This window comes from Bradyrhizobium sp. F1.13.3 (genome assembly GCF_040548265.1).
Classification (GTDB): domain Bacteria; phylum Pseudomonadota; class Alphaproteobacteria; order Rhizobiales; family Xanthobacteraceae; genus Bradyrhizobium.
In genome coordinates, this window is the sequence record NZ_JBEPRI010000008.1 from 161,351 (window position 1) to 186,493 (window position 25,143).

A 25,143-nucleotide genomic window follows, 5' to 3' on the forward strand; every position below is an offset into this window, starting at 1 on the left:
GCAAAACCAGTCCTGAAACGGTGCGGCAAAAGCGCAAATCTGACCGCCTGCAACCTGAAGTCACAAGGGCGCAATCGAGAATCCCCTTTACAACCGCCTAGCGCGCATCGTCCATGGCAACTATGCTACAATAAGTGTCCGCCTTTCATCTTCAGTCTTCAGCGAAGCATTCCATCTCTCATTTCCTGATGAAGTACCTCCGCGAAAGTAAAAATGGCCTCCACTATTAACAAGATCGCGCTCTTCATCGATGGAGCCAATCTCTACGCGACGGCGAAAACTCTGGGCTTCGACATCGATTACAAGCGCCTGCTGAAGGAGTTTCAGAGCCGCGGCACGCTGCTTAGGGCGTTCTACTACACCGCGATCATCGAGGATCAGGAGTACTCCTCGATCCGGCCGCTGATCGACTGGCTCGACTACAACGGCTACACCGTCGTCACCAAGGCGACCAAGGAGTTCATCGACGCCTCCGGCCGCCGCAAGGTCAAGGGCAACATGGACATCGAGCTCGCCGTGAACGCGATGGAGCTCGCCGAGCACATCGACCAGATGGTGCTGTTCTCGGGCGACGGCGACTTCCGGTCCCTGGTCGAGGCCGTTCAGCGCCGCGGCGTGCGGGTCACCGTGATTTCCACGATCGCGAGCCAACCGCCGATGATCGCCGACGAGCTGCGCCGCCAAGCCGACGTCTTCACCGACCTCGTCGAGCTGCAGTCCAAGCTCGGTCGCGACCCGTCCGAACGCCCCGCCCCGCGTGATCGTGAACCGCGTAACCACATGCCGAAGTTCTTGCAAGAGCCGAAAGGAAATGACCCTCTCGAGTGAGACAGCCTTCCTCAATGGCCTACTTGCGGCTAAACCAGGACCCATAGCTGGATTGTTATTGGGGCATCACAATCGACGTCCCGTCTCGATGCAATCGCGTCGTTTCGGCGAAGATCGTAGAACTCTTCGCGTGACCTGGCGCGCATCATGGCTTCGTTAGTCTTGCAAGCGCGATGTACATGCGGTGCCGCAGCTTCTTTATTCTCGGCCTCGCGACGCGCGCGCTCGGCGTCCTTTTGCCGTACCGTCCCTCGAACCTTTGCCCGAGCGACCGTTTTGCAGAAGCTTGCCGACGAACCAAGTTTTTTTCGTGAAGGTTGCGGGCCTCGCAGTAGCTAGACCCCAGGGTGTCGAAGGCAACCAGTCAGCACAAGTTTTCGCTGTCTGTCAGCGATACGATCCCTATGCAAGGCAGCTTCTCCTGCGATTTGATCCCCATCGATTGCTCCGTTAGCTGCCCGCCAATAAGACCGGTCGCCACCGCTGCGATCAGAAGAACGAGGGATGGACAGCCGGGTGGCAAATTCCGGGGAAACCCGCACGAGTGCCGGCGAGGTGCTGCGCGTCGAAGGTTTAACCGTCCAGTACGGCGCGCTGGTCGCGCTGCGCGACATGAGCTGGTCGGTTCATAGCAGCGAGATCCTCGGCATCATTGGCCCTAACGGCGCCGGCAAGAGCACCTGCTTTGCAGCCGTTACCAACGCCGTGACGTATCGAGGCCGTGCCTTCCTCGATAGCAGCGAAGTCTCCGCGCTCCAAACATTTGATCTCGCCAGCCGCGGCCTGCGCCGAACCTTCCAGCAGAACTCGTTCTTCGGCGAGTTAACGGTCCTGCAGAATGCCGTTTCGGCGATCTTCCGCGACTTCTCGATCAATTTGATGACTTCGCTTTTCGCACCGTGGCGCGAGGCCACGACCCGCCGTTCCGCCGAGACCGCCGCCGCACAACTACTCGACTTCTTCGGCATCCCACGGCAGTACCATGGCCAGCTTCCGGGCGACATTCCCTACGGCGTGCAGCGGCTGCTTTCGGTGGCGCTTGCCTATGGCACCGGAGCAAAAGTGCTGCTGCTGGACGAGCCTGCCGCCGGCCTTAGCGGTGGCGACATGAAGAAGCTCGCCGACGTCCTGATCGGGTTGCGCAAGCGCGGGCTGGCCCTTGTGGTGATCGAGCATCACATGGACCTGATCATGTCAATCGCCGACCACATAGTCATGATCGACCAGGGCGCGATGCTGGCGACGGGAACGCCGACCCAGATCCAACGCGATGCCCGGGTTCGCGAAGCTTATCTGGGGCGCGACGAATGACCGGCGTGCTGAGCAGCGACGATCTCTGCGTCCGCTATGCCGGCAATGTTGCGGTGTCAGGCGTTAGTATCGACGTTCCCGCCGGCCGGATGGTCGGCCTCGTGGGCGCCAACGGTGCCGGCAAAACCACGCTGGTCAACGCGCTGGCCGGCTGGTCACGCGGCCACGCCGTTGTAACAGGTCAGGTCCAGCTTGAGGGCCGCAACATTGAGAGGCTCGCGGCCCACGAGCGGGTGGGACGCGGCCTCACGTTGGTACCGGAAGGCAAGAACATTTTCGCCGAACTGACGGTGGACGAGAACCTCGAGCTGGTGCGTCCCCCGGCCGACGCGACCGGCAGGCACCTTTTCACCACCCCGGAGGTCTTCGACTTTTTTCCACGCCTAGCCGAGCGCCGCTCGCACAAGGGCGCGGCACTGTCCGGCGGTGAGCGGCAGATGCTTGCTGTGGGACGCGCACTGCTCGCTGGACCGCGCGTTCTGATGCTGGACGAGCCCTCCGCGGGGCTCGCGCCTCGACTGATCACCGACCTGCTCTCCCGCATCCGCCTGCTGGTCGATCGCGGGCTGCCGGTCCTGCTGGTCGAGCAGAATGTGAAAGCCGCGCTCAAAGTGGTCGACCATCTTTATCTATTGGAACGCGGCCGGGTTGTCGGCGAAGGTGCGGCCGCGGTAATGGCGGCCGATCACCGCATCATCGAGGCCTACCTCGGCACGATCGCGGATGCACCTCCATGAACGTCGCGCAGCAGATCATCAACGGCATCGTGCTCGGTTCCGGCTATGCATGCATCGCCCTCGGCTGGACCATTTTGCTAGGCGTGGCGCGCCTCGTGAATTTCGCACATGGTCAGCTCTATATGCTCGGGGCGTTCGTCACCTGGTACGCCATCACCAAGTTAGGTCTGCCCTATCCGCTCGCCATCCTTGTGGCAATTGTGGTGCTCGGAGCAACCGGCCTTTTAATGCAAAGCGCGATGATGCGCCTGGTGATGACCCAAAACCTAACCAGCCTGATGATCGTGACACTCGGGCTCGGCTATGTACTCCAGGGCGTAAGCGCCCTGATCTTCGGCGGCAATCCGCAAATCCTTCCCGGAACATTGGCGCGCGCCAAGGTGGATCTTGGTACGCTGTGGTTCACTTGGCAGGACGTGCTTGTGCTTGTCGTGACGATTCTGCTCTATGGCGCCGTTTGGGTATTCACGCAGCGTACCCGCTTCGGCGCGGTCATTCGCGCCGTCGCCGAGGACCCCAAGCTCGCGGAGCTGTTCGGGATCAACGCCAAGACAGTCTATCTGCTCGTCTTCATGTTCGAATGTTCTGCGGTGGCGCTGGGCGCGGCGCTGGTTGCGCCCCGTTCACCGATCTTGACCAGTATGGGCTTTAACGAGGTTATCATGACCTTCGTCGTTGTCGTGCTAGGCGGTATCGGTTCGATCGGCGGCGCGCTCGCGGCCGGCATCGGGCTCGGCCTGTTTACGGCTTTCTTCGGCGCATTCGTTGCGCCCGCCTACACGACGGCGGCTGCCTTTGCGCTACTGCTGGCTTTGCTGGTGATCCGTCCCGCGGGGCTTGCGACCAGATGACCACTATCGAAGCCCCCCGGCCGCTATCGATCCCGTTCCTGCGCCTGGTCGCAATCGCGGCTTCCGTCGTGATCGGCTTCTTCCTGCCGCGCCTGCTCGGCGGCACCTCGGTTGCCTATTCGACGCTGACCACGATCGCGATCTTCGCGGTAATGTGCTACGGTGCCGATATCATTCTGTCTTATCTCGGCGAGGTCAGCCTCGGGCACACCGTGTTCTGGGCCATCGGCGGCTATGCAGCCGCGAACCTGTCCGTCAGCTACGGCGTCAACGGATGGATCACAGCTGCGACGACGATCGCGCTGTGCCTCGCGGCAGCTGCCTTCCTTGGCGCAGTCACCTTGCGGACCCGCGAATTCGTTTTCTCGCTCGTGACCTACGCGGCCGCCGTCGTCGCCTACGAGATCGCCTTCAACTGGGACGCGGTGGGCGGTTCCGATGGCATCGTCGGCATTCCGCCCTTAAAGTTGCCTTTGATTTTCACGAATTTCTCCGGCGCGATGCAAGAGGATCTCTGGCCGATCGCCTTCGCTCTGCTTGTGTTGACTTTGGCCTTCATCGCACGCTTTCGTCGCTCCCGCCTCGGCACCACTGCGCTGATGGTGCAGATGAACCCGGCACTCGCCTCGAGCCTTGGCGTCGATCCACGCCGGATCAGGCTCGCAGTATTCGTGATATCCGCGCCGATCACGGGGCTCGCCGGCTGGCTGTACGCGTATCAGCGCGCCTATGTCGGCCCGGACATGTTCGAATCCTACTTTCTGGTCCTTATGCTCACCGCCATCGTGCTGGTCGGACGCCGCATCCTGCTGGGGCCCCTGATCGGCACCGCACTCCTGATCGCCCAGCAGAACCTGTTCTCGCTCGGCGGTGACTGGAACAAGATCGTGCTGGGATCCGTGCTCGCACTGGTCCTGATCTTCTGGCCCACCGGTCTCGTAGGCCTCTATCGCCGTATTACCAAGAAGTCCTAAAGACACATATTTGGGAGGAACAGCATGCATAAGACGAAACTGGCTCTCGCGCTGCTGGCGGGTCTCGCATCAATGCCGGCGATGGCGCAGGACATCAAGGTCGGCACCATCTTCCCGCTGAGCGGCGGCGCCGGCCCAGACGGACAGACCGTGACTAATGCGGTCAAGTTGATGGTGCAGCAGATCAACGACAAGGGCGGCCTGCTCGGCCGCAAGCTCGCGATGATCTCCAAGGACGACGAGAGCACACCCGCAGTTGGTGTCAGCCGCGCCAACGAAATGATTGCCGAGAAGGCCGACGTGGTCATTGAAGGCTGGAACTCACCAGTAACGCTCGCGATGCAGCCGATCCTCGCTCGCGGCAACGTTCTCGACATCACGGCGGTCTCGAAATCGGAGCTGATCCTCAGCGGCGAAACCAATCCGTACGCGATCCGCATCAACAGCTCGAACGGCTTTGACGCTGCCGTGATCGCCAAATATGTCGTCGAGACCATGAAAGCGAAGAAGGTGGCTTTCCTGACTCAGAACGACGTCTACGGCAACGGCTTCCAATCCGCGGTCGAAGCCGAGTTCAAGAAGCTGAGTTTCTCCGGCCAGGTCGTCATGACTGAGAAATTCGCATTCAAGGATACTGATTTCCGCGTCCAGCTCACCAATTTAAAAGGCGCTAATCCGGACGCGGTTATCGTCACCAACTCCTCGAACTCTTCGGGCCTGCCGGCGATGGTCGAGCAGTACCGCCAGGCCGACATCAAGTCGACCTTCGTCGGCGCGGTCGGCATCATGTTGACCACGGTATTCAAGGTCGCCGGCGATGCGAATAACGGCGTGATATCGGCGGACATCTTCTTCCCCGACCTGCCGCCGTTCACGACCATTCCAGAGAGTAAAGCGTTCGTGGCCGCTTACACGAAGGCCTATGGGGCCGCTCCCGACAAGAGCGCCGCGTTGGGCGCCGCTGCCGTGCAGGTGTGGGCGCAGGCGGTGGAGTCGACAAAGTCGCTTGATCGCAAGACCGTTGCGGAGGCGATCCGCGGCAAGCCAGTCAAGGGGACGGTGTTCGGCGACGTCCAGTTCCTGCCGAACGGGCAGATGCAGCCGCACTATGTTATGTTCAAGGTAGTCGACGGCAAGAGCGCCAAGCTCGAGGCGCTGCAGCCATAGCTTCGCACGCCCACTGGACACTTCTAAGCCCGCCATCCCGTGACGGGCGCCTCGACCAACCGCAGCGTGATACGGTGCGCTCACCGTCTCATTGGCAGTAGTAATTTGCTCTCTGCGTGCTCGATTGCCTCCGCAAGTCGAGAATTCTGTGTCCGCATCTGGCTTCGCCAACAGGCGAAGCCGTCCGGCATCGCTGAAGCCCGCTGCATCGCCAACAGCGGACATCTTTGCTAAACACGCTCGCCATTGAGCGGCGAACCTGCCATCTCACCTGTAAGCCGCTGCCACTACGTTCGGGGCGTGGGCTGCGGTGCTGGCTGAGGCTGAGGGACTGACGCAGCAGGCTGCTGTGATGATGTCGCGGGAGGTTGCTGCTGCTGCTGCGGAGCAGTGACCGGCTGCTGATCGCCACCAGCGTGCGGGATGCAAGTCCCAACATTGCTTAACAGGCGTTTGGCCTCAACGTCGCGGGCCTTCCTGTAGTCTCTGCGACGGTCGATCCGTGCCGCAGCCATGCGGTCCCAAGCCTCGAACGCGTCTGCATAGTGCTGCCGCATCTGCTCCTCAGCGGAGAGACAACCGCTGAACTTGTCGAAGATCAGATCGGTATTGACGGGCGAGACGCCGCCGATCAAAACTACCAGCATCCACTTCATAGCTCTGCCTGCGTTCGTGTCCGCTCTTCAGAACGACGAGGCATTGGAAAGCGTTCCCGCCCACGGACGTTGCGAGCCTATCGCGCACCCGGTTCAAGGAATTGGGTAAGCGGAGGCAGGCACCTGGCCTTGGTGCGACCGCGATGCAGGCAAGGAAGGAGGTGACCCAATGACTCGGCCCCTCAGCTTTGCGTCAGACACTCCGTTCACGGTCGGAGAACTACGGGTCGGGGTTTTGTTCTCCGGGCGGAGAACTACGGAGCGCCCATTGAGCCTGCCTGACTTCGCAGCGACAGACCGAGCCGGTTCGGGTTGCGCCATAGCGTCTGCGGCTTGTGCCTGCTTTAGCCATTCGGCGGCGAACAAGAGCCATTGGGCCTTGGCGGATGGATTGCCTGCGAAGTCCGCCTGCCTACGACATTCCTCATACTCGCGACGGAATTCGGCTACATGAGTGCAGCGGCCCATCATATGCTTCCACCACGTTGTCAGCCATTCCGGGCTGACTTCCGGCTCGCTAGTTTCGCAGCGGGCGGATAGGAGCAGGTAATGAAGGAGGCCGCTATGCAATTTCGGCGGTTTTCTCCTACGCCCATTCCTATGTGCCTCATGACGGCGGATGAGTGCCTAAAACTAACAGAGCGATACCGGGTGGCGCTGGAGACGGTGACGGATGTCTTGACGCGCCATCATCTCGAAACCATGGAGCGAAGCTACAGGACGCTGGCCGAGAGCGAACGGGCGCTGCGCAAGCTAGGCGTGATTGTGAATGTCTCGGACGGGCTGGGTCGGTCGCGAAAAATAGGCCACTCGGAATTTGAAAATGAGCCAATAACGAGAACGCCACCGAGCCAAATAATGCTCAGTGGCGCTGCGCTGGAACTGGAAACTGCAATCCTCCAGTAGAGATTGGTCGGCACGGCTCGCGTTTTGGTTCAAAGCGGCCTTAACCTACCTCACCTATGAATCGCTGCCACGCTCGCGTTCTACGGCCCCTTCCCGCGCAAGAAAAACCCGGCCAGCAGTGCTGACCGGGTTAGTCAAGGTGGGAGGAAGACAACACGTCGTCGTCCATGGCCGGCAACGAGGCGTATTCTGAGCCGTTCCCACCCAAGTCGCATTTGCTGCCGCCCGTGAAAATTCGCTGATCCAGGTTAATCGCTAGCCAACGTAAGGAACCGCGCCTGCGTTGGCTTTATTGTTATGGAGAACCATGACGTGGCTGAGCCGTTGGCGAGGGCGCGAGGCCGGTGGCGAACGTGGCGGCTATGGACAGCCTCAGGCAGTCCTAGCCATGACACTCTTACTGCCGGAGGCCGAGCAGATGATTGATGCTTTAATGCACTACATCGAAAGGGCCGTTGCATTCGAGCGGCTGGCCGCCGAAGAAAGCGATACCGACCTCAAGGCGTGTCTTGAGGGCCAAGCGATCGCCTACAGGAACCTAGCTGCAATGCGAGCGGAAGAAATGGGCCTGCCGCCGCCAAGCCAGCCTTCACCACTGTTAGGCGCTGTGCGACGGTGACGTGAAAGTAGGTCAGACTTATCCTGTGGCCTTGCGGCGCTTCCTGCGCAACCTGATCCGCAAGGATGGTCAAGTGGGCGGCGAGACGGTCAACAAACTCGCGTTTAGCCGTCTCACTGGCCAAGTCGCGGATGAGGGCGCACTCCGCCGCATCTGTCCGCAACTTCTCAAGCTGTTTCTGATAGTCCTTCATCCTTGCCCAAGCGTATGCCAATTATTCAGCTATGCTTGGATGTCGGAACGAGTGAGTCAACAACCACACGGCTCCAGCCTTAGGCAAAAGCTGGAGCCGCGCTGATGATGCTTCTGCCCTACGGAGGTTGGACAGAAGCGGGAACTGAACGTTCCTTGCGCGGATACAAGGCGACTGTCCGTAGAAACTTGGCGCATCACCTGTCAGGCGGTCAGACGTCGGAACAAGGCCAAGCGGTGGTCGAACCTCTGCGGCCTGTGCGAACGGCAGTTCCTTGAGGACATGAAGCCTGTCTTTGGCAAACCCACCAAAGAACAGCTTGCCACTGCTGAGGCTGTGATCCGCGATCACTATGCCGACAAATTAGCCAGCGGCGTCTTTGATGATTGGGCTTCGCAGATCGGTAGGACGTTCTCGCGCCCTCTCACGTTGCTACCTGCACCGTTGCTGCGGGCCTGCCAACGATGGCGTTCCGTTCTGCCGTAGCAGTCTCTGGACCAGAGACGGTCAATCACACACCGTAATACTTCTCTGGCTTAACCCTATTGCGGCCATCAACGGGGCGTAGGTGATTGCCCAACAACCTTCTGTCACTATGACCCCCTGCTGGCCCTGCGAACCCGTGATCGCGGTGCGCTGACCCAGCGTTCCTTCGGGTATCGCCGTCGCTTCATTGCCAGCGAGGCGTGGTCAACCTGCTGGCCTTCGCGTTGGCTATTAACGCCCTGATCACCCCGACGATGCCTCAGCCTGTCCGCAACGACTACATGATCGCGCTGCTCGGTCATGAACGACATCAAAATATTGCTAGACAGCCGTCCCAAGTCACCGCGCTTGACCGAGATCCGTGGATTTCCGGAGCCTCCGCGGACACGCACGTATTGGCATTACGTACCTTGAACTCGCACGTCACAGATCCGCGATGATTGATCGCACCGCAGACTTCGGCGGCAGGTTGCCTCCTCAGTTATTGGCGGTGCGTCGCCTGCTCTTAGTTGAACGGATCTTGGATCGATGGCGCTGACTGCCTGATGCGGCGCACGCTGACCGGCGTGCCGTCGGAGACGAACAGCAGCTCGTAGCGCCGGCCTTCACTGTCGGTCGCCGAGCAGGTGATATCAGTCACCTTCCTCGCAGCGAAATTGCCAGTCTGGCGGCAGGTACCGCTTGATGGCTGCTCGGCCGGCACCGGCACTCCGCCAACCTTGGGGCGATCCTTGGAATTGAGCAGCATGCGATCAATCGGCAGCTGGTAGGAATTGTCGTCGGCCTCCTCATGCCTTGGCCAATCCTACTCAGACATGCTGACCATTGCCAGTTTTTCCTGCATAGAAAATAGGCGCGCACTCAGGCCGGCCCGTGGCCGGCAGCCGATTCGGTCACGCTGCCCCGGGGTTACCAATACCCCTTGAGGGTTCCATTGGAGCCGGACCGGACGTTCGGCGGCAGATGGCCCGACTCTAGGAGCAAGAGCAGGCGCGAAGTGCTGTCAACATTTTAGGTGCTGAGGTTTAGTTCGTCGCTACCAGCGGCAACCACAATGCCTCTTACCGTGCGGAAGATCGGCCTAGACGACTATACCGTCCATGAGCGCGGGCAGATGGTCGGGCGCGTCCGCTACGCCAGCGAACGCTCCCCCGGTCTTTGGTGCATCGTGACGCTCCCTGGTCCGCCGTTGGGTGCGGCCGGCACGTTCGATGAAGCCAAAGGCCGCTTCAAGGTAGCATGGGAGAACTTCAAGGCGAAGCATCGGCCAGAAGACGTGACGAAGGCATTTGAGGAAATGAAGCACGCGAACAGGCCAGGGCGGTATCTGCGCTAGCGGCAGGCGCGGCCTCCGAGTTGGAAGACGTCTCGGCTCCCGCGCTGTGCTTGGTGCCCCAGCGTTCAGCGGCCGACTCACGAAGAGGACCGTCGAGGCCCACTCAAGCGCGTAGCATGGGCCCGAGCCGCTGTCGGTCGCGGCCGCCGGCTGCTACAGCTTGGGGTGACGGCGAAGGGAAAATAAACGTGTTCAACGGTCGAGGGGATGTACCATGAAGCGACGATTGGGACTTATCGCGCTGCTAGTTGCGACTGGCGCATTTGCGCAAAGCGCTCCACCGAAAGCGGCCAAAAAACCCCAGATCAAGCCGCAGAGGTTTTGGTCGACGCGCGGGTGCATCCGAGGCCAAGATCAGATGCTCCGAAGGTTCACCAATGAACTGCGCCGCCTGCGAAGACACTGGCTGGGTATGCGAAGCCCACCCCGGCCGCTCTTGGGATGGTCCACACGCCTGCGGCTGCGGCGCGGCCGGCGACCCTTGCCCACGCTGCAATGCTTCCTCGGAAGCCGACCGACCGCGACCGCCAGCGGGCTTTCGGTTCAGCTTCGGCCTATTGGCGGATTTGGCCCGATTCTTCCGGAAGAGATAGGCGGAGTCTCTGAGGTCACTTACGCCGGCAAGGGCGTGGTGAGCGTCGTCTAGCTTCGCTCGCTATTCCGCGCAGCTAATACGTGGTCCAGCTCCTTCAAGCGAACGATCAGATTTTCCACGATCTCCATGTAATCGGAATGTCCCAATGATTGCACGCCGCGCGCTGTTAGCTCGCGCTCCAACATAGCCGCCATGATGACTTGGATGCTCACAGATCCTCCCGCCGAAATCATTGCTCCCTCGAGGCTCAACGAAACCTCACATCGGCCGTCCCGGACAAAAATAGAAATTCGTTCTTAAATCTCGCCGATGTTACGACAGTAGAACACCCCGTTCCGAAAATGGACTCCGGACAACTACCCGAATCCGAGGTCTAGGTGTTGTCCCCCAAATGCGAACATGGCACCGCTCTCTTTCCAGCCCCCATGCTCCGGCAGCCGATCCAATTGCGGGATTAGAGCGCCGGGAGTGCCAGGGCCGCCAGCGTGTTCACGGGCTGCGGCGCGCACGTCACCCGCGTTTCCGCGTCCGCCGGAACCTCTCCCAGATGTCGCTGATAGGGAGATGGGACCCCTCTGCGACGTCTCTTCGGGCTCCAGCTTGGTTTAGTCGCGATGGAGGTTCCGGCTCGGGTTTCGCGTGAGATTTTGAGCCGGCGCTCCCCTAGTCAACGCACAAAACGGCCCCAACGGCGGCTGGCGTGAAGCAGGGAGCTTCGATTTTGTTGGGTTGTCGCGAACACGCGCAAAGGCCGCTGCATTGGCGCAGCGGCCATCCGGGAAGAATGGTTTCGGAATAAAATTACCAGCCCCGGCGCGCCTCGAGTGTGGCGACTTGCTGTCAGCAATTGGAGTCCAAAAACATGTTCCGCATAGCGGAACAATTGTGACGTTGCTCTCACGCCACAGCCGCGCCGCGCTATGAACGAAGTACCGCTCAATCACCTTGCGGGCTGCGGCTTGCGGATCGGCAAAAGGGCGTTGGACCAAAACCTCCTTGGCCTGACTTGCCCGCGACTGTGAAATTTTTCTAAGCCAACAATCCCTCAACTACACGCTCGCCTCTCGGTTTGCTTCCGTCAGCGAACAAGCGCTCATCGACGAAAGATCTCCATAGTTCATCTCGTTGTATGCCTCGCGATCGTGGCTCTATCTGCTTGACCAACATCCTCGATAGCAACGCGGCCTTCGAGAATATTGAGTAACAGCCACCCCATTACTCCGTCTCAAATGGTCAGCGCCACTATGCTAACGATCTTGCTGCTGACCGCCGTGCTTCGGAGTCGGCGCCTGACGCACTTCCGACGAAGATGTCAGATCATCATCAATTCCATCCTCGAAGTAACGCCGATCGCGATCCTCCTGGAGACCTCGCCCATCGAGGTCATGTCGCAGGAGACGACGGCGCGCCGTCACACTGTTCGGGAGTTTCCGATGTCGAACGCGCCGAGACGATATTCTTCGCCAACTGACTGCTCATCGGCCGTTTGCGTGATCAAAGTAAACGTCGCGTCCGGATAGCGTATCCAGACATCGAGGTCGTCAGGCGTGACGGTGAGATATCCGAAAAAGCACTTATAGCGACCCGGCTCCGTCACCCGACCGATTTTTTCCCAATTGATCTTGTTAACGCGCATCGCTAGCTCCACACGTTCGCAGGCACCGAACCGGGCGGAGGTTTAAGTTCTTCGAGGCCCGCTTCGATCACAGCCAGTTCGTCCTGATTCGCCCTGACCGCGTTTTCGGGGTTGATGCCTGATACCGCCTGCAATTCAGCCAGCACCTTGCGCCGATGCGCCAGCAAATCCGTCAGCGCGCGACGGTCCCGCACCTTCACGTAGCTAGCGACGATCAATTCCATGGCCTGTGACACGTTCGTCGATTCCCACCGGTTTGCGCCTATCTAGGGCGGCTAAGTTCTGTCAGGCCGGCTTCGGTCAAACGATATTCGACACCTTTGTCGGTTAAGCGTCGCTCCATCCATCCGTTTCGTAGAAGGACGAGCTTTGTTCCGGGGTGATCGGTAAGTTTCGAAGAAGACACCCAATCGCGGTTACGAAGAGCATCAAGCATTTGCCGGTGATGCTGATTGAAAGACGGCCTGCGCCTTTCCAGCTGACCGATGTCTTGACCTATCGTTTCAAGCGGGTGTTCGGCTTCCATGGCCGTTTGTTGCCATCGCATGGTTTACGATTAGTTACGGATCGGGAACAACCGGCAATCTTTTCTAAATGGTTCGTGCATACTGTTTTGCGGCATGGATCACGAGGGCGCATCTGATTGGTTCGTTCCGGCTCTTAGGCGCAGCTACGCTCGTCTGGCAGCGTGGATGACGCGCGGTAGTCGCGTGCCAGAGACCAGCCGATTGCCGGCGCCGCCGCGCTCGGAGCAGCCAACTCGGTTTCCCGACCCACCGCGGCGCCCGGCGCCGCCGCGCATTTAGGGGTTGGGGGCGTCGCGCATGACGAACAATCGCACAGCGATGCGTCCGTGGTTGCCGGACGCGTCCCACCTTCGCCCTAGACGACGCAGGCAGCATGAAATGGCCGGCGGGCATCACTGCCGCGGCCATCGCTCGCGCCACCGTGGCTGGGGGCTAATCGGCAGCGCGACCGCAAGGCTGCCGAATGCCAATTAACAATCCATTAACCAATTCTGGCAGGCTCTGGCTATTTCGCGGGCAATAGCGAGGCGGCCTGCGCTGGACAAGCCGGCGTCTCAGACTTCAACGCGCTGCATTCGCGCAAGCACGACGACGAGGTGCAGCTCTACGCATTCGACGTCCTCGCGCTCGGCGGCGAGGATCTGCGGCAGCTGCCGCTGAGCATGCGCAAGACCAATCTGGCGCGGCGGCTGCGCGGCCGGCCGGACGGCATGTTGTCGCACCGTTCGAGCCAGGCGAGATCGGAGCCGAGCTGTTCGGCCCCGCCGCCGAATGGGGCTAGGCTCCCTGTTCGGACAAGATCGCATCGATAGTCCGCTTTAGCATTTCGAGTTCGCACGGCTTGCGCAGCACTGGCCTGCCCTTGAATTGATCAGGGACGCCGCCGGACCCGTAACCGCTCAGGAAAAAGAACGGCAGCCCGCGAGCCTCGATTGCTTCGGCGATTGGCTGCACGTTTAAGCCGTGGAGATTTATGTCGAGAATGGGCAGATCGTATTCCCCGGTTGCGGCAAGGGGCCGTGCCTCGTCCACGTGCCCCGCCTCCGCAACAACGCGGTACCCAAGCTCCTCGACCATTTCGACGAGCATCATTCGAATGAGGGCCAGGCGCCACTCGGATGCAAACTCGTCGGCATGGTCAGGGGAACGAAAATTTGGGCCGGCGATTGTGCAGCGCCCTCAGATCTCAGGGGCAGCGCACCAGCCCCTGAATCCACGGCGCCAGCAGAACAGCCCGGAGCGCCCGCTAAACAATAGCGGCTACAATTCCGTTCCCTCCGCGGCGGCTGGGCGAACTTGCCATAGTTTATTCTGAGGATGATAATCGACGTCGCAAAAGGTAACTGGCTCTCGCTTCCGGCAGCTCATTTCTGTGGAGGCTGCGATGCTCGCGTTGGAATTGCCGCATTGGTTGATGGTAGCCGGCAGCGCGCTGGTCGTGGCTGGACTTATCGGCCTAGGGCTTAGCCGAAACAAACAAGTTGAAGGCGACCCCGTTTTACTTCCCGGGGACCTAAGTTCATGGCGATCTGAAAGGGCGGATACATCGGTGCCCCCGGGCACCTAGGGATTTCGGCTAAACTCCATGGTGAGGCGACCAATCGGAAAAGCGGTTGCCTATGCGATGAATTGTCCGCTTCGGCGCCTGGGGGCCCTCGTTGCCGACTGCTATCTCGAGTGTACCCACTTTCGGGTCATGTGTCGGTCTCCGCCAGTAGCGCGATGTTGCTCCACCCAAGAAGGCCAGGTCCGACCATCGGACCAACTGAGTTCGCGTTTTCTTTGGTTCGGCACCGGACGCGCTAAAAGACGCGATGCGCGCTAGGCAGCTCGCCGCTTTTTCCGTGGAGCGCTCGCCTTGGTCTTCAACTTGCTAGTCCCGGCATTGGATACACGAGCGACGCCTCCGAGTGCAGCCGCGAGAACCTCCCGCTGAGCGGCGAGCCAATGCATCTCGGCTTTACCGTGCTCACAGCCGTTTTCAATCCACAGCTGGTAGGCGCGCTCGCGAATCTTTTGTTCCAGATCAGACATGGTGCTCCTCCGATTTCGGAGCGGCATCCTGGCGGTAGGCGGTTAACAAGATTTCAAGCGAACGCGGTTCCGTTCAGCGGCTATCTAGCTCGCGCTCTGTCGGCCGACCATGATCAGAAGGCCGCCCATTTGCGGCAATAGCACCAGCAAGATCAAGCGGAGCATGGCGAAGTCCTCAGACGATGGCCGGACGGCGCCAAGGGAAACCCAAGCAGCAAGCCTAGTAGCGGCGTCCGATTGGGGATCGGACAGCTGCTCGACAGCACCCTGCAAGCTTGCCAAGAGGCCGCTCAATCGAGATAGGACGGGCGGCGGAGACGCTGCACGGCGAGGACCGCCAGACCGAGCGCGCGCTCTCGGCGAGCCGCCATTTGGGCCGCCGCCGTAGGCTTCTTCAACCGCGCCTTCGGCCGCTTCTTCCGAACCTTGATGGGGGCGGGTAGGCAACGCGGCGCGCGCCGATCTTCTTGGCCTTGGGACCTTCGCCACGCGAGCGCCAACGCTCGAGCGTGCGTTCGCTCAAACGCAGAACCTCAGCGGCCTCGTTCTCGCGCAGCAGGGTTTTGCAGCAAAGACGGTTGAACGATCGGAGGAGCGCTTCGGTATCAAGCCAGAACGACTTGTCTGGGATACCCCTTAGGGGAGCGGCTCCGATGCTGAACTGGCGCAACTGGTCCCAACCAGACCGGTACAGCCGAGATTTAGTGCCGGTTTGGCCGAGCGACCCGCTCGCATTAGGCCTACCGTGCTTTCACTAGGCGGAAGTTCAAGGCCTGCACAAGCTGCATTTCCGAAGGAAGAAACCGCGAATGACGGAACTCCGACGCAGTGCCCCGAGCCAAAGCTAGTCCCCTATTGCTCTTACGCGCAGACCTATGACCGCGCCTGTCCTACCGACAGGCGGGCGCATCCTCGTGCTCGACGACGAGGCCGGTATACGGCAAACAATCTCGGTTATCCTATCTAGCGCCGGGTTCGAAGTGATTTGTTGCGCGGATGTGCAAACCTTACTTACCCTCGTGCGTCAGCGTGCCCCTAGATGCATTCTGCTTGATCAGGTATTGCCGGCAAGTTCCGGCATAGAGGTATTGAAGGAACTGCGACGCAACGGCTGCGCTGCCCCTGTGCTAATAATCTCAGGGAAGGCTGACGTCGCGACGGCAGTCCAGGCGCTCAAGCAGGGTGCGAGCGACTTCGTCGAGAAACCCTTTCGCGGACCAGATTTGATCGCGCGGGTGAACGCGGCCTTAAACGATGCCGAGCGGCGGTATTCAGCGCACGATGGACCGGTCGTCACATGCCATTTCCCCGGCCGGGCACCGCTGACCGCCCGCGAGCGCGATGTGCTCGTGGAAGTCGCAAGCGGCTATTCCACCAAAGAAATCGCACGCCGACTTGGCCTCAGCCCCCGGACAGTGGAGGGCCACCGCGTGTGTCTCATGCGAAAATTGGGAGCGAAAAACTCGGCCGAGCTTGTGCGCCTCGTACTCTCACCGGCTGACATGTCCGCAAGGCAGTGAGATCGAATGCCGTCTCGCGCGTGTCACCGCGCAAACCCTCTCCGATCTGCCAAACGTCCCCACCACTAACTTCGTGCTTGCGCGCGCTTTCTTAGAAGACGCGATGCAAGTCACCAGCACGGCCATCTGTCACGAATTTCAGCGCAAGCAGCGCCGCAAATTGCGTTTGTGCTTGTTTGCCGCGAAAGGTCGTCTGTTCCTCTGTCGAAATTTCAGATCACTTGTTCTTGCGATCGTTCCTATCGCTTGCATCCTCGAGGCCCCCTGCGCCGCAGGCGCAGCCCATTGCTTTCGGCGCGTCCAGCCTCCAAGGAGGTTCCCGCTTCAGAGCCGCGCATCCAGCCGCAGGACCGGTGGTAACAGATTGAGGCCTGCCTTACTTCTGCGACGAGACCGCGCAATCTCTGCTACCCGTTCCACCCTCGCTGTTCGCGACCTTCAGATTCGTGCGGGCAAGTATTGGCAGACCGGCTATGAACATCTCGATCGCGCTCTCGTAACACTCGTCGTAGGAAGGTGTGTCGAAGAACGAGTCCATGACTTCATGCAGGACGAATCCGCGAACCAGGCTGCGGAGGATTCGCAGAGCATCGTCTGCGGCCGTGCCGCGCAATCCGCACTCGGACAGAATTTTAGTCATAAACATCCGCAAGCTCTCCAGTGCCTCCCGCCATTCAGCAGTATCTGTCGCGGGAGTCCGAAACGTTGCAGCGGACATTGCCGGGCGCTCGAGCGCATACCATCGCATCGCGTGTGCTGCCGCCCTCAACGCCTCGAAAGATCGCTTGCCTTCGCACGCAGCCTGCAATCGGCCGAGCAAATCGCGATAACCTTTGATAGCCAGGAACCGGCGCATCTCGTCGATGCTGGACCGCTTCTCACCTGAGCAGCGTTCGAGCTCGGCGACAATGTCGTTTGCGAGCTTTCGCTCCCACGGGCTTGAGAACAAGTGCGCAACGTTGATGTCTGTGTTCATCGCTGGTCATCCTTCATGGAACAGCAAGGGCGCTGCTTGACGTATTCGACCCACACCTCCTCGCCGTTGCAGCGTGTGCGCCTGCACAACCGCGCAACGGCAGTTGGAGCCCATGCGAACTGCAGCACGAATTGGGCGGGCGGCGGAACCTTCACACGCAACTGCGCGCCGGCGTCCCAAACCGTCGTGACTTCGCATTCAGTGCTCCGGCCTTGATCCGCGCCGACAAGTCGAGCACGTAGTGGCGGATCGAAATGCACTCTCTTTGGTTCGTGTTTTGCCTGAGCCGGGAACCCGATAGTCACCGATCTCAAGGAATCGCCTCTGACAAGTAATTGCTGCTTCGCCGGCAAGGAAGATGTGGTTTTTAGCTGCCGCTGAGCTGGTTGGTTGTGCATCGGAACCCCTCGACTTCGATGTTCGTCCTTCCGTACTTTCACGGTTTCGCGCGAGATCTCTTTCCTTTCACGCGAGAGCCTGCAATACGAGGCTCTTGGTGCAGTCCACGAAACTACCCGTCCAGGCTCGGCTTTGCTCGGCGGATTTGGAACATCTGTTCGACTGCCGTACCGTTAAGGAAGAGTGAATTGCGAACTATCTTCACGACGAGAGACGTTCATCCTCGTGATCGCTTCGACTATTGGCACAGCGTGGCGTGCAAAGAGATCGTCGAGCACGAGTCTTCCCCTGCCTCTCGGACGTCTTTTGAAGCGAAGATCGAGGTTGGGTCGTTGGGAGGGCTGGATCTTGTCGCCTTCCAAAACTCTCCACTCGCGGTGGAACACGGGCAGGCGCATTGCTCGCGGAAATACGCTGAGCAAGTGCTCTTCTGCAGAGAGACGAGCGGTTTTGTGAACGTTGAACAAGAAGGGCGGCAGATCACTCTCCATCCCGGGCACATGACCATTCTCGACCCCGCCCTTCCCTATTCCGCAAACTTCTCCGAGGGCTCAAAAACATTGGTTCTAAAGATTCCTCGCCGTGAGTTGGAGGCACGCTTAGGAAAGATCCGCGGCATGGTCGCACTACTGATTCAAGGCACAGCGGAGGACAGGCTCACCTCATCTTTCATCGCAGCGCTGCCGGCTCTTGCCGGAGAGACGCGTCCCGTTTGCGGCGAGTTGATCACAAATTGCATGCTTGATCTGATTGCTCTTTCCCTCGCTAAAGCCGTCGAGAGCACTACGTTGCGCGTTTCCTCAACGAGGGCCATGGCAATCCTGCAGATCCGCGCAGCGATTAAAGTGAGGTTGGCCGATCCTGCATTGGACGTTCAGTCCGTCGCAAATGCCGTGGGGCTCAGTGTCCGACACGCTAACAACATTCTCGCATCGCAGGACACTTCTATAGGGCGCCTCATTCTGAGAGAGCGGCTTGAAAGGTGTCGACAGGCGCTCGAAAACCCGGTTCAATCGCGCCGCAGCGTGAGCGAGGTCGCGTTCGGCTGGGGCTTCTCCGACCTGACGCATTTCGGCAGATGCTTCAAAAAAGCCTACGGAATGTCGCCCAGCGACTATCAGCTATCTCACCGAAAAGCACAAGCGACCGATCGCTAACCTAGCGGTCCAGTAATCCGGTCAGCTGAGGAAAACCATTGTTCCTCATGCAGCAGCAGACTGTCGACGTATCATACTCAGTGGCCAGCGCCCAGCGGCCTGATGCTCGAACGTCGCGACCAGTTGTGGCCCCCGCACGATCCGTACGGATTTTTTCAGCTCAGGACGATCCTTTGTTTCCCGATCTTCGCCCTTCGAGGGCATGTCTCGGAGTTTGACAGAAGACTTTCGTTTGGCATCGCAAAGAAGACACTCGGCAAGTATTTGGCGGCCTCAGAAGCCCGAATGTCTCGACCGTCCCAAAAGCTTCTTCATAGAATGCTCAGCGCGTCGCCGTCTTGGAACGCAAGCGCAGGCCGTGCATCGAGTGTCAACGGACGAAGCACTTGCTGGCGAGTAAAACTACGTGCGCCAAATTTTACTAGGCATAAACTGAGCAACCCCAAATCTCCGTTCAGGTTATTCGGGGAGAACGGCCATGCCAACGATCAAGATGACTTTCGCAGTTCTGAGCAGCCTTGCTGTGGCTGCCGGCCTAGCAACGGGGTGGGCGATGATAGAATCGCGGAGCGCCTCGGGGGAGCAGGCTGAGGCGTATCAAAACCGGTATCGGTCCTATCTGCTCGCCGATGAGCTCCGCCAAAGTTCGGATGACCTGACACGCCTTGGACGAACTTACGCCGTTACCGGGGACCCGTCATACAAGCAGCAGTATATGGACATACTCAGTATCCGGAATGGCGAGAAGCCGCGACCGCAAGCTTATCACCGAATATACTGGGATTTCGTCGCGGGTGGAGACCTCAAACCGCGCCCCGACGACGCGACGGTCCCGCTACTCGGTCTCATGAAGCAGCAAGGCTTCACCGACGCCGAATTCAAGGAACTGGAGGAAGCTCAAAAACGCTCAGACGGTCTTGTCAGCCTGGAGGTCGAGGCGATGAACCTTGTCGAAGGTAAGGACAAGGCAGGCAAGCCGCTTTCTGCCCCGGATCGGGGCCGCGCGATCGATCTGCTTCATTCCAAGCAGTATCACGAATTCAAGTCGCAGATTATGGTACCGATCGACCGCTTCTTCGTGATGCTGGACCGGCGGACCCAGTCCCGGATCGACGAAGCATCTTCACGCGCCTCCTTCTGGCGCACGGTCTGCCTGCTCGCGCTTGCGACGCTGGTCACGATGGTTTTGTGCCTCTGCGGGTACATTTACCGCTACGTCGTCCGCAGCCTATCCACCTTCCAGACGACCACCAGGGCTATCGGGTCCGGAAACTTCGATGTGGAGGTGCAGGAGACGGACCGCAGCGATGAAATCGGCGAGATCGCACGTTCGATGGCTGAATTCCGCAACGGATTGAGGCGCGCGCGGGAGTTGCAAGAGGTGGAACTGGCTGGGCGGAGTGCAAAGGATCGGCGGGCGCAGCACCTTGATGCTCTTGTCAAGCAATTCGAACAGACCATGCGAGACATCGTTGGTACTGTAAGTGCTGCTTCCACCGAGTTGGAGGCCACTGCGAGGACACTCACGGAGACGGCCAATCATACTCAGGAGCAGGCCGGGGTGGTGTCGGTGGCATCCGAAAAGGCTTCCGAGAACGTACAGTCGGTCGCCTCGGCCACAGACGAACTCACTGCGTCCATCGGCGAGATCGGACGCCAGATGCAGGAGTCCACCAGGATTGCATCATCCGCGGTCGAGCAGGCTCGCGCCACTGACGACCGTATCAATGCCCTTTCCGAGGGCGCGAACCGCATCGGAGATGTCCTCAAGTTGATCACCACGATTGCCGAGCAGACCAATTTACTCGCGCTGAATGCGACTATCGAGGCAGCCCGTGCAGGAGAAGCTGGCAGAGGATTTGCGGTGGTCGCTCAGGAGGTAAAGGAGCTTGCCGCGCAGACCGCCAAGGCCACCGGCGAGATCGGCGACCAGATCGCCTCGATCCAGAGCGCCACCGGGGCGTCTGTTGTCGCGATTAAACAGATCGGCGGTACCATATCGCAGATGTCGGAAATCGCCACGACGATTGCCGCCGCGGTGGAGGAGCAGGGCGCCGCGACCGGCGAAATCGCTCGCAACGTGCAGCGGGCATCAGAGGGCACACGCCAAGTCGCCGGCAGTATCGTTCGGGTCAATTCCGGAGCGCAGGAAACCGGCGCAGCCTCCTCGCAGGTTTTGACTGCGGCCCAATCGCTGGCTGCCGAAGGCACTCGGTTGCAAAGCGAGGTCGCAAAATTCCTTGCGGAGGTTCGGGCGGCTTGAATCAAACGGGCAGGTCTCCGCGGCCAAGGGTTCTCGCTCCTTCAAGGCCGCCAATAAACGGTCCGGCCGTGCTCCTCCCCCGCCAGCAATCGAATCTGCCCAGCGCCGCCCGCCCCGTTGAGTGCTACCGACATCGCCGCGACTTGGTGTCGATCGGCTTGCAAATTATTGCAGGCCGAATGACGCTTTAGAACCGGCTAGCATCTCGCGCTGGTAGATTGGACTGGCCAGATGGGGCTTCCGCTTCAATCAGCCGCGGCAGGCTGTCGAGCCCGACTGAACAGATCGATCATTGCGCGGTTGAAAGCCGGGATGTCGTCAGGCTTTCGGCTGGTCACCAGACCTTGATCGGTCACCGCCTCCTCGTCCACCCACTGCGCACCGGCGTTTCGAAGGTCGATTTCGAGCGACGGCCAGGATGTCATGCGCCGGCCGCGCGCGGCACCGGCATTGATGATGGTCCATGGACCGTGACAGATTGCAGCCACGGGTTTGCCTGCATCGAAAAAGCTTTTCACAAAGGCGACCGCCTTGGGCTGCATCCGCAAGTAATCCGGATTGATGACGCCGCCTGGCAGCAGCAATGCGTCGAAATCCGCTGAATTGGCGCGATCGAGCTGCACGTCGACGGACAGCTCATCGCCCCAATCGGTGAAGTTCCAGCCGCGAACGCGATCCGGCTTCGGCGAAACGAGACTGGTCTTGGCGCCCGCGTCATCAAGCGCTTTCCGCGGCTTGACCAGTTCGACATACTCGAACCCGTCGGTGACAAGAATGGCAATCTTCCGGCTTTGAAGTGGTCCGGCCATGGTTCGTCTCCCTTGTTGAAATTGCAGAAGTCAAGCAGACGCTCGCGTATGCATGCGCTCACCAGTCCCGCTCGACGACGCAAGCTTGGTGGTGTTGTGTGGATCGATCACGTATTTCTTGGCCGATCCATCATGGAAGCTCTGATAGGCTTCCACTGCTCTCTCGAGCGGTATCACTTCGGTGTTCAGGAGCCCCGTGAGGTAGGGCAGCCGGTCCCAAAGGATAGCCATCATCAGCTCGCGATTGTAATGCATGACCGGGCACTGACCGGCGGTGAAGGATGGCGATTTGACCCAAGCCGCGGGAAACCCCAACGCCATGAAGCCCTTCTTGTTGAGTTCGTTCGGTGCACCGGGATCGAGATTGGTATAGACGCCGGGAATGCCCATGGCGCCCGCGGGCTTGATCACCTCCATCAAGGTGTTGAGGACGGCCTCCTCCTCGTTCTTGCCGCTACCGTCCGGCCCATAGCCGTGGCATTCCAGACCGACGCAATCTACAGCGGCATCCACCCAGCGCGAGCCATTGCCGAGGACTTTCTCGATCTGATCCGGAATGGGCGTGGCGCTCGAGGGATCGACGACCTCGTAGCCGGCCTTCTTTACCAGATCGCGCCGCGCCTTGTTGTGGTCGCCGACGATGATACAGGAGGCACCGAGCAAGTGCGCGCTGGCCGCTGCGCAACGTCCGACCGGACCGGCGCCGGCAATGTAAACCGTTGAACCGGTGCCGACGCGTGCCTCGACACAACCGTGATAACCGGTGGGCAGGATGTCCGATAGCAGCGTTAGATCCCTGATCTTCTCGATCGCCTGCTCCCCGTCAGGGAATTTCAAGAGCTGGAAGTCTGCCCAGGGCACCATCATGTATTCGGCTTGGCCGCCCTGCCATCCCCCGAGATTGAAGCCATACGCTCCGCAATATCCGAGCTCCTCATTGGCGTTGAGACAAACATCGGTATGGCGTTCCTTGCAGTTCCGGCACGTGCCACAGGCAACGTTGAACGGCACGGAGACGATATCGCCAACCTTGATGCGCTCGACATGCGAGCCCACCTCGACCACCTCGCCCGTATTCTCATGACCCAATTGCATTCCCGAAGGTGCGGCGAAGCGGCCGTGATAGATATGCAAATCGCTGCCGCAGATATTCGTCGTGATCAGCTTCAAAATGACAGCATGTTCGATCTTCCTCCCTTTGGGGTCCGCGAGCTTCGGATATCCTCTGTCCTGGACCTCCAGTTTGTAGGGCCCCAGAAAAGTGACTGCACGGTTGGTTGCGGCCATGGCTTGCTCCTCAGATGATCGCTGAAAAAAGTGGCGCCACTCTTTCTTCACAAAGATAGGTGACCCAGAAGAACGGCACCTTGGCAAACATCAATCTTGCGGGCTGTTTTATTTGCCTTCCGATCTCGATGAGCGACTAAGCCGCAGGCATGAACGAGGTCCGGCCGCAGCGCCGACGCGCCTATTGTCTCTCGGCTAATTCTTTCGTCGGCGATCGGTGCCGTCTTCCAGACAATACACCACACGCAGGGCGAGGATAACTGTCGCAAATGCCAGCGTATGCAAGGCATCGTTTTGTTTCTCTCTCATGAAATCCTTTCTAAGCAGCGCGATCACGGTCTGGACCACTGCCTCTCGACGACCGCTGCCAGCAGACGTCCGGCGCTCATGGCGCCACACTCTCTATTTTTTTTACGATCTAATTGATGATCATCAATGCACGCGCCCCTTGCTTCTTGCGATAAACAAAGCGCGATGTGTCCCACCATCGCTGCCCTTCCCGGGCGTCCTCCCTTGACCTTGGACCGCCAGCATACAACTGCGCGGTCCTTTCTGTTTCCACGCGAATGAGAGATCAGGCGTCGCCGACGAGAATCTGCGAACGCTTATGGTCAAAGATAGAAAACCTGCCAAGCCCACGGCACGTGTGCAAGAATCCGCCCGCCTCTACGAAGGGTGTCCTGGGTCCAAATTGTAGAGCGGCGTCTTCTTGGCGCGCTGCGGTGTCATCTTGGCGGGGTCGGGCGCTCCGGGAACGCCGCGCGGCCCCAACAGATCGCGTTGAATGTCATCTTCGGACTTCTCCGGTTCAACCCCATTGATGGTCGCTCTTTGGGCACTTTATACGCTCCTTAGTCTCGGCACATAGGCTCGGCGCCGCTCATCATACTGCTCGCGAAGAGGCGGTATTGCGAATTAGGAATACTACGTATGGGCTCCGCCATTCGAATAGTGTCGCAGCGAGCAAAGCTTGATAGCTGTCAAGGCACGTGGTCGCGGCAGATCGCTACTATGGCCGGACCTGGAAACCGACGGCTATTTTGGAGCTAGACATGACCAGCACGACCTTCAACAGCAATGCTGACTTTAACATCGACTCTGCCTCCGCAATGCTTGCCAAGAATTGGTGGCTGTTCCTGCTGCGGGGCATCTTCGGAATTGTCTTCGGGTTGCTCGCTTTTCTCTTCCCGGGTCCCACCATGCTCTCGCTGGTGTTGTTGTTCTCGGCCTACATGTTGGTCGACGGCTTAGCAGGAATCATTTCCGCTGTTCGTGCGATGCGACGAAAGGATGAATGGGGACTATTGATATTCGAAGGTCTTCTCAATATCGCTGTCGGCGTTGCCGCCTTTATCTGGCCGGGCCTGACGGTGGTTGCCTTCGTCTTCATGGTCGCATTCTGGGCGATCGTCTCAGGCGCGCTGATGATGACTGCTGGCTTTCGCCTCAAGCTTGATCATGGCCGCTGGTGGATGGTTTTGGGTGGGCTGTTGTCCCTCGCTTATGGCGCGCTGTTGGTCGCTATGCCGCTGATCGGGGCAGTGGTGCTTACGTGGTGGATGGGAGCTTACGCGATGGTCTTTGGTATCGCGCTGGTCGCTCTGTCTTTCAAGTTGCGCGCCCGCCAGAACGAGCAGACAGGCACCTCCACCGTGGTGACGTGAGCGACGAGCGGACCGCCGTCAGACGGCAGCGCATCTTCGCAGGTGGGGCCAGGAACGGACTTAGCCAGCCGTAGGGTACCGCCGCTCGTGGCGAGTGATCTCGCCAGGAACGGTCCAAAGCGTCGGAACGACGACAACACTGCGGAGTTCATGCTCGACAATCGGAAGTGAGCCGATGCCTCTGGTCCGATATGAGAACGGCAGGCGGACTA

28 protein-coding genes and 1 pseudogene are annotated in these 25,143 nt (G+C 59.7%); 16 read left to right on the plus strand and 13 right to left on the minus strand.

Going from position 1 to position 25,143, the window contains the following annotated elements:
• Positions 1 to 213: 213 nt before the first annotated feature.
• From ABIB66_RS22445 to ABIB66_RS22470, 6 genes are all read left to right on the plus strand, one after another.
• The gene (locus ABIB66_RS22445; protein WP_354255707.1) at positions 214 to 828 is read left to right on the plus strand and encodes a LabA-like NYN domain-containing protein; all 615 of its coding nucleotides are present in this window, start codon (positions 214 to 216) and stop codon (positions 826 to 828) included.
• Positions 829 to 1,383: 555 nt separating this feature from the next.
• Positions 1,384 to 2,139 (plus strand): ABC transporter ATP-binding protein, encoded by a 756-nt coding sequence (locus tag ABIB66_RS22450; RefSeq protein WP_354255711.1) that lies wholly within the window; start codon positions 1,384 to 1,386, stop codon positions 2,137 to 2,139.
• A complete protein-coding gene (locus tag ABIB66_RS22455) occupies positions 2,136 to 2,876 on the plus strand; it encodes an ABC transporter ATP-binding protein (protein ID WP_007604766.1) in 741 nt (246 codons plus the stop codon). The genes ABIB66_RS22450 and ABIB66_RS22455 overlap by 4 nt, the downstream gene beginning before the upstream one ends.
• Positions 2,873 to 3,727 carry a branched-chain amino acid ABC transporter permease gene (locus tag ABIB66_RS22460; RefSeq protein WP_007604765.1) on the plus strand — a complete coding sequence of 285 codons (855 nt, stop codon included), beginning with the start codon at positions 2,873 to 2,875 and terminating at the stop codon, positions 3,725 to 3,727. The genes ABIB66_RS22455 and ABIB66_RS22460 overlap by 4 nt, the downstream gene beginning before the upstream one ends.
• Positions 3,724 to 4,701 (plus strand): branched-chain amino acid ABC transporter permease, encoded by a 978-nt coding sequence (locus ABIB66_RS22465; RefSeq protein ID WP_354208773.1) that lies wholly within the window; start codon positions 3,724 to 3,726, stop codon positions 4,699 to 4,701. The genes ABIB66_RS22460 and ABIB66_RS22465 overlap by 4 nt, the downstream gene beginning before the upstream one ends.
• A gap of 24 nt (positions 4,702 to 4,725) precedes the next feature.
• A complete protein-coding gene (locus ABIB66_RS22470) occupies positions 4,726 to 5,868 on the plus strand; it encodes an ABC transporter substrate-binding protein (protein ID WP_354208774.1) in 1,143 nt (380 codons plus the stop codon).
• A gap of 287 nt (positions 5,869 to 6,155) precedes the next feature.
• On the opposite strand, the gene ABIB66_RS22475 is transcribed toward ABIB66_RS22470, so the two are convergent.
• Positions 6,156 to 6,524, minus strand: a complete 369-nt coding sequence (locus tag ABIB66_RS22475; RefSeq protein WP_354208775.1) for a hypothetical protein — start codon at positions 6,522 to 6,524, stop codon at positions 6,156 to 6,158.
• Between the two features lie 549 nt (positions 6,525 to 7,073).
• On the opposite strand from ABIB66_RS22475, the gene ABIB66_RS22480 reads away from it, so the two are divergent.
• The 4 genes from ABIB66_RS22480 (at position 7,074) to ABIB66_RS22495 (ending at position 9,168) form a co-directional block, all read left to right on the plus strand.
• Positions 7,074 to 7,430 carry a hypothetical protein gene (locus tag ABIB66_RS22480; RefSeq protein ID WP_354208776.1) on the plus strand — a complete coding sequence of 119 codons (357 nt, stop codon included), beginning with the start codon at positions 7,074 to 7,076 and terminating at the stop codon, positions 7,428 to 7,430.
• Between the two features lie 388 nt (positions 7,431 to 7,818).
• Positions 7,819 to 8,049, plus strand: a complete 231-nt coding sequence (locus ABIB66_RS22485) for a hypothetical protein (protein WP_354208777.1) — start codon at positions 7,819 to 7,821, stop codon at positions 8,047 to 8,049.
• Between the two features lies 1 nt (position 8,050).
• On the plus strand, positions 8,051 to 8,347 hold the full coding sequence (locus ABIB66_RS22490) for a hypothetical protein (protein ID WP_354208945.1): 297 nt from the start codon (positions 8,051 to 8,053) through the stop codon (positions 8,345 to 8,347).
• Positions 8,348 to 8,928: 581 nt separating this feature from the next.
• Complete coding sequence (locus ABIB66_RS22495) at positions 8,929 to 9,168, plus strand: hypothetical protein (protein WP_354255715.1); 240 nt, start codon at positions 8,929 to 8,931, stop codon at positions 9,166 to 9,168.
• 65 nt (positions 9,169 to 9,233) lie between these two features.
• Here the strand turns inward: ABIB66_RS22495 and ABIB66_RS22500 are convergent.
• Positions 9,234 to 9,518 (minus strand): annotated as a pseudogene (locus tag ABIB66_RS22500) (hypothetical protein); the annotation flags it as partial.
• A gap of 264 nt (positions 9,519 to 9,782) precedes the next feature.
• Between ABIB66_RS22500 and ABIB66_RS22505 the strand changes: the two are divergent.
• Positions 9,783 to 10,064 carry a hypothetical protein gene (locus ABIB66_RS22505; protein ID WP_354208778.1) on the plus strand — a complete coding sequence of 94 codons (282 nt, stop codon included), beginning with the start codon at positions 9,783 to 9,785 and terminating at the stop codon, positions 10,062 to 10,064.
• Between the two features lie 642 nt (positions 10,065 to 10,706).
• On the opposite strand, the gene ABIB66_RS22510 is transcribed toward ABIB66_RS22505, so the two are convergent.
• The 3 genes from ABIB66_RS22510 to ABIB66_RS22520 all read right to left on the minus strand — a co-directional run bounded on the left by ABIB66_RS22510 (position 10,707) and on the right by ABIB66_RS22520 (position 12,519).
• Positions 10,707 to 10,871: a hypothetical protein gene (locus ABIB66_RS22510; protein ID WP_354208779.1), complete on the minus strand. Its 165-nt coding sequence runs from the start codon at positions 10,869 to 10,871 to the stop codon at positions 10,707 to 10,709.
• Positions 10,872 to 12,070: 1,199 nt separating this feature from the next.
• On the minus strand, positions 12,071 to 12,295 hold the full coding sequence (locus tag ABIB66_RS22515; protein WP_354208780.1) for a hypothetical protein: 225 nt from the start codon (positions 12,293 to 12,295) through the stop codon (positions 12,071 to 12,073).
• Positions 12,296 to 12,297: 2 nt separating this feature from the next.
• Entirely contained in the window at positions 12,298 to 12,519 is a 222-nt protein-coding gene (locus tag ABIB66_RS22520) for a hypothetical protein (RefSeq protein WP_354208781.1), read from the minus strand.
• Positions 12,520 to 12,674: 155 nt separating this feature from the next.
• Between ABIB66_RS22520 and ABIB66_RS22525 the strand changes: the two genes are divergently transcribed.
• Entirely contained in the window at positions 12,675 to 12,938 is a 264-nt protein-coding gene (locus ABIB66_RS22525; protein ID WP_354208782.1) for a hypothetical protein, read from the plus strand.
• 438 nt (positions 12,939 to 13,376) lie between these two features.
• Here ABIB66_RS22525 and ABIB66_RS43630 read toward each other — a convergent pair whose 3' ends face one another.
• The 4 genes from ABIB66_RS43630 to ABIB66_RS22545 form a co-directional block, all read right to left on the minus strand.
• Entirely contained in the window at positions 13,377 to 13,544 is a 168-nt protein-coding gene (locus ABIB66_RS43630) for a hypothetical protein (protein WP_502917393.1), read from the minus strand.
• 55 nt (positions 13,545 to 13,599) lie between these two features.
• On the minus strand, positions 13,600 to 13,914 hold the full coding sequence (locus ABIB66_RS22535; RefSeq protein WP_354208783.1) for a response regulator: 315 nt from the start codon (positions 13,912 to 13,914) through the stop codon (positions 13,600 to 13,602).
• Positions 13,915 to 14,643: 729 nt separating this feature from the next.
• The gene (locus ABIB66_RS22540; RefSeq protein ID WP_354208784.1) at positions 14,644 to 14,856 is read right to left on the minus strand and encodes a DUF2934 domain-containing protein; all 213 of its coding nucleotides are present in this window, start codon (positions 14,854 to 14,856) and stop codon (positions 14,644 to 14,646) included.
• Positions 14,857 to 15,250: 394 nt separating this feature from the next.
• Complete coding sequence (locus ABIB66_RS22545) at positions 15,251 to 15,526, minus strand: helix-turn-helix transcriptional regulator (RefSeq protein WP_354208785.1); 276 nt, start codon at positions 15,524 to 15,526, stop codon at positions 15,251 to 15,253.
• A 244-nt stretch (positions 15,527 to 15,770) separates the two neighbouring features.
• On the opposite strand from ABIB66_RS22545, the gene ABIB66_RS22550 reads away from it, so the two are divergent.
• On the plus strand, positions 15,771 to 16,376 hold the full coding sequence (locus ABIB66_RS22550; protein ID WP_354208786.1) for a response regulator transcription factor: 606 nt from the start codon (positions 15,771 to 15,773) through the stop codon (positions 16,374 to 16,376).
• A 376-nt stretch (positions 16,377 to 16,752) separates the two neighbouring features.
• Here ABIB66_RS22550 and ABIB66_RS22555 read toward each other — a convergent pair whose 3' ends face one another.
• Entirely contained in the window at positions 16,753 to 17,352 is a 600-nt protein-coding gene (locus ABIB66_RS22555) for a TetR-like C-terminal domain-containing protein (RefSeq protein WP_354208787.1), read from the minus strand.
• A 587-nt stretch (positions 17,353 to 17,939) separates the two neighbouring features.
• Here ABIB66_RS22555 and ABIB66_RS22560 point away from each other — a divergent pair.
• On the plus strand, positions 17,940 to 18,908 hold the full coding sequence (locus ABIB66_RS22560; protein ID WP_354208788.1) for an AraC-like ligand-binding domain-containing protein: 969 nt from the start codon (positions 17,940 to 17,942) through the stop codon (positions 18,906 to 18,908).
• Between the two features lie 478 nt (positions 18,909 to 19,386).
• Entirely contained in the window at positions 19,387 to 21,171 is a 1,785-nt protein-coding gene (locus ABIB66_RS22565) for a methyl-accepting chemotaxis protein (RefSeq protein WP_354208789.1), read from the plus strand.
• Positions 21,172 to 21,416: 245 nt separating this feature from the next.
• On the opposite strand, the gene ABIB66_RS22570 is transcribed toward ABIB66_RS22565, so the two are convergent.
• The 3 genes from ABIB66_RS22570 to ABIB66_RS22580 form a co-directional block, all read right to left on the minus strand.
• Positions 21,417 to 21,980 carry a type 1 glutamine amidotransferase domain-containing protein gene (locus tag ABIB66_RS22570; RefSeq protein ID WP_354208790.1) on the minus strand — a complete coding sequence of 188 codons (564 nt, stop codon included), beginning with the start codon at positions 21,978 to 21,980 and terminating at the stop codon, positions 21,417 to 21,419.
• Between the two features lie 30 nt (positions 21,981 to 22,010).
• A complete protein-coding gene (locus ABIB66_RS22575) occupies positions 22,011 to 23,267 on the minus strand; it encodes a glutathione-independent formaldehyde dehydrogenase (RefSeq protein ID WP_354255720.1) in 1,257 nt (418 codons plus the stop codon).
• Positions 23,268 to 23,462: 195 nt separating this feature from the next.
• Positions 23,463 to 23,615, minus strand: coding sequence for a hypothetical protein (locus ABIB66_RS22580; protein WP_354208791.1), 153 nt, complete (start codon positions 23,613 to 23,615; stop codon positions 23,463 to 23,465).
• Positions 23,616 to 24,319: 704 nt separating this feature from the next.
• On the opposite strand from ABIB66_RS22580, the gene ABIB66_RS22585 reads away from it, so the two are divergent.
• Positions 24,320 to 24,931 (plus strand): HdeD family acid-resistance protein, encoded by a 612-nt coding sequence (locus ABIB66_RS22585; protein WP_354208792.1) that lies wholly within the window; start codon positions 24,320 to 24,322, stop codon positions 24,929 to 24,931.
• Positions 24,932 to 25,143 lie beyond the last annotated feature (212 nt).

Excerpts from the sequence above, each read along its gene's own strand:
- ABIB66_RS22575 (WP_354255720.1), bottom strand. The coding sequence starts at position 23,267 with ATGGCCGCAACCAACCGTGCAGTCACTTTTCTGGGGCCCTACAAACTG.
- ABIB66_RS22480 (WP_354208776.1), top strand. The coding sequence starts at position 7,074 with ATGAAGGAGGCCGCTATGCAATTTCGGCGGTTTTCTCCTACGCCCATT.
- ABIB66_RS22455 (WP_007604766.1), top strand. The coding sequence starts at position 2,136 with ATGACCGGCGTGCTGAGCAGCGACGATCTCTGCGTCCGCTATGCCGGC.
- ABIB66_RS22565 (WP_354208789.1), top strand. The coding sequence starts at position 19,387 with ATGCCAACGATCAAGATGACTTTCGCAGTTCTGAGCAGCCTTGCTGTG.
- ABIB66_RS22460 (WP_007604765.1), top strand. The coding sequence starts at position 2,873 with ATGAACGTCGCGCAGCAGATCATCAACGGCATCGTGCTCGGTTCCGGC.
- ABIB66_RS22520 (WP_354208781.1), bottom strand. The coding sequence starts at position 12,519 with ATGGAATTGATCGTCGCTAGCTACGTGAAGGTGCGGGACCGTCGCGCG.
- ABIB66_RS22585 (WP_354208792.1), top strand. The coding sequence starts at position 24,320 with ATGACCAGCACGACCTTCAACAGCAATGCTGACTTTAACATCGACTCT.
- ABIB66_RS22540 (WP_354208784.1), bottom strand. The coding sequence starts at position 14,856 with ATGTCTGATCTGGAACAAAAGATTCGCGAGCGCGCCTACCAGCTGTGG.
- ABIB66_RS22535 (WP_354208783.1), bottom strand. The coding sequence starts at position 13,914 with ATGATGCTCGTCGAAATGGTCGAGGAGCTTGGGTACCGCGTTGTTGCG.
- ABIB66_RS22505 (WP_354208778.1), top strand. The coding sequence starts at position 9,783 with ATGCCTCTTACCGTGCGGAAGATCGGCCTAGACGACTATACCGTCCAT.
- ABIB66_RS22445 (WP_354255707.1), top strand. The coding sequence starts at position 214 with ATGGCCTCCACTATTAACAAGATCGCGCTCTTCATCGATGGAGCCAAT.
- ABIB66_RS22475 (WP_354208775.1), bottom strand. The coding sequence starts at position 6,524 with ATGAAGTGGATGCTGGTAGTTTTGATCGGCGGCGTCTCGCCCGTCAAT.
- ABIB66_RS22485 (WP_354208777.1), top strand. The coding sequence starts at position 7,819 with ATGACACTCTTACTGCCGGAGGCCGAGCAGATGATTGATGCTTTAATG.
- ABIB66_RS22555 (WP_354208787.1), bottom strand. The coding sequence starts at position 17,352 with ATGAACACAGACATCAACGTTGCGCACTTGTTCTCAAGCCCGTGGGAG.
- ABIB66_RS22465 (WP_354208773.1), top strand. The coding sequence starts at position 3,724 with ATGACCACTATCGAAGCCCCCCGGCCGCTATCGATCCCGTTCCTGCGC.
- ABIB66_RS22570 (WP_354208790.1), bottom strand. The coding sequence starts at position 21,980 with ATGGCCGGACCACTTCAAAGCCGGAAGATTGCCATTCTTGTCACCGAC.
- ABIB66_RS22515 (WP_354208780.1), bottom strand. The coding sequence starts at position 12,295 with ATGCGCGTTAACAAGATCAATTGGGAAAAAATCGGTCGGGTGACGGAG.
- ABIB66_RS22470 (WP_354208774.1), top strand. The coding sequence starts at position 4,726 with ATGCATAAGACGAAACTGGCTCTCGCGCTGCTGGCGGGTCTCGCATCA.